This is a genomic window from Stieleria sp., assembly GCF_041595215.1.
Classification (GTDB): Bacteria; Planctomycetota; Planctomycetia; order Pirellulales; family Pirellulaceae; genus Stieleria; species Stieleria magnilauensis.
On sequence record NZ_JBFHKV010001467.1, the window covers coordinates 1 to 1,620 of the forward strand.

General features: G+C 58.0%; 6 protein-coding genes. 5 read left to right on the plus strand and 1 reads right to left on the minus strand.

The features are described from left to right. The 5 genes from ABX749_RS32155 to ABX749_RS32175 form a co-directional block, all read left to right on the plus strand. On the plus strand, positions 1–199 hold a 199-nt coding region (locus tag ABX749_RS32155; protein WP_372899635.1), incomplete at its 5' end, for a hypothetical protein. A gap of 262 nt (positions 200–461) precedes the next feature. Continuing rightward, on the plus strand, positions 462–647 hold the full coding sequence (locus tag ABX749_RS32160; RefSeq protein ID WP_372899636.1) for a hypothetical protein: 186 nt from the start codon (positions 462–464) through the stop codon (positions 645–647). Next, a complete protein-coding gene (locus tag ABX749_RS32165; RefSeq protein WP_372899637.1) occupies positions 644–877 on the plus strand; it encodes a hypothetical protein in 234 nt (77 codons plus the stop codon). Before ABX749_RS32160 ends, ABX749_RS32165 begins: the two co-directional genes overlap by 4 nt. Further along, a complete protein-coding gene (locus ABX749_RS32170; RefSeq protein WP_372899638.1) occupies positions 877–1,107 on the plus strand; it encodes a DUF4314 domain-containing protein in 231 nt (76 codons plus the stop codon). Before ABX749_RS32165 ends, ABX749_RS32170 begins: the two co-directional genes overlap by 1 nt. Positions 1,108–1,110: 3 nt before the next feature. After that, complete coding sequence (locus tag ABX749_RS32175; protein ID WP_372899639.1) at positions 1,111–1,431, plus strand: hypothetical protein; 321 nt, start codon at positions 1,111–1,113, stop codon at positions 1,429–1,431. A gap of 9 nt (positions 1,432–1,440) precedes the next feature. Here ABX749_RS32175 and ABX749_RS32180 read toward each other — a convergent pair. Continuing rightward, positions 1,441–1,620: hypothetical protein (locus ABX749_RS32180; protein ID WP_372899640.1), on the minus strand; the 180-nt coding region annotated here is incomplete at its 5' end.

Genomic DNA, 1,620 nt, shown 5'->3' on the forward strand with positions numbered 1-1,620 from the left:
CCTTGCGGAAGGGGAAACGGCAACGCCGGAACCCGACATGGGATACGAACTGCGGACAGCCAATGGCGACCGCTTTGAACGCGGCACGGTGGAACACTTGGTTCGACGCGGCGGCATGATCATCGCCCGAACAACCGCCGGCGAAGAGTTTGCGGTTGTTGGCCGGAACGCGCACGTCTTGGTCCCACTCTCTTCTTAACTCCGACACTTTCTACCCTCGGCGAACGCTTCGCCACACACGCCCGACGTTGGCCACGGTCGGGCGTTTTGTCGTTGTTCGGCTGCCTGGCCGCGCAACTTCACGAGGCCACACACGGCAACGACGGCCGCGATTTCTCGAAGACGAAAAACATGGCGGATCTTTCCGCATGCTTTGCAAAGTTCGCTTGCTGTGTTTGCCGGCGCATGGCTCATGTGTGTTAACGCGAACGCCGATTCTTACCACGAACATGGAGAACCAAATGCCAAACCTGCAACCGCAACGCTGGCGATCGACGGTTGTCTTCGCCGACGGCAGGCGAATCGACGTCGATGAACCGCTGCCACTTCAAACCATTGTCGCCGATGCGAAACGGGCCGGTGCCACCAAGGTCGAACTCGAGAACGGAACCGAAATCTTCTTCAACGAAAACGGAGAACAACGATGAGCAAAGTTCAAACCCTCACGCCTCGGCCGATCGAGCCGGCCCCGGCATACGAGAACGGTCATCAGATCGCTCGCGACTTGTTGCGGCACATCGAGCTGCAACTCGATCGCATGCAGCGACCCGACTCCAAGGACCTCCGATGGCATCACGTTCGTGCTGTCAATCTCATCAACGCTCAGCTATCAGAGGTCGCCACGCTACTCGACGAAAACAACGGAGTACGTAACTGATGAAACCCAAATGCAACCTCAAGGCGGGCGACCGTATCCGTTTGCTTTCGATGGACGACCCCGACCCGATTTCCGCCGGCACCATCGGAACGGTTGTCGCCGTGTATCCGCAAAGCGATTGGACGCAAGTCGACGTGGATTGGGACGGCAGACGATCGCTGATGCTCTCCATTCCGCCAGACCAAGTTCAAAGCGTCGATGCCTCACCCCAAAACCAATCAGGAGAATGAACCATGTCCACTCGCGCTGTAATCGCCCTAAAACTGCCCGACGAATCTGTCGTCGCAACGTATCTGCACTTCGATGGCTATCCCGATCACGTGATGCCGATCCTTGAAGGCGGCTACCTCGATCCGGACGAAGCATTGGAGTTGATCGAAGGCGGTGAACTGCGATCGCTATCACCGCGGCCGGCCAATCCAGAATACTTCGCAACCAGCCGGCCAACAGAAAGGCTGCAGTCTGCCGGGGAGTTGCCTTGTCTAGCTCGCTACCTGAACGCTGAACACATTTACTACTACGGCGAGGAGCGTTGGACGTATCAAAAGGTTTGATGCCGCCGCTCATCGCATGTTCTCCTCTCGAGCGCCGACGGGGATTGGCGACTCACCGGTCCGCTCGAGCACGGCGGCTTTGCCGGTAAACCGTTGATAACGATCGACGATCACGTCGCAGTACGGTGGGTCGAGTTCCATCAAGAAAGCCTTGCGGCCGGTCTGTTCGGCACCGATCAAGGTCGATCC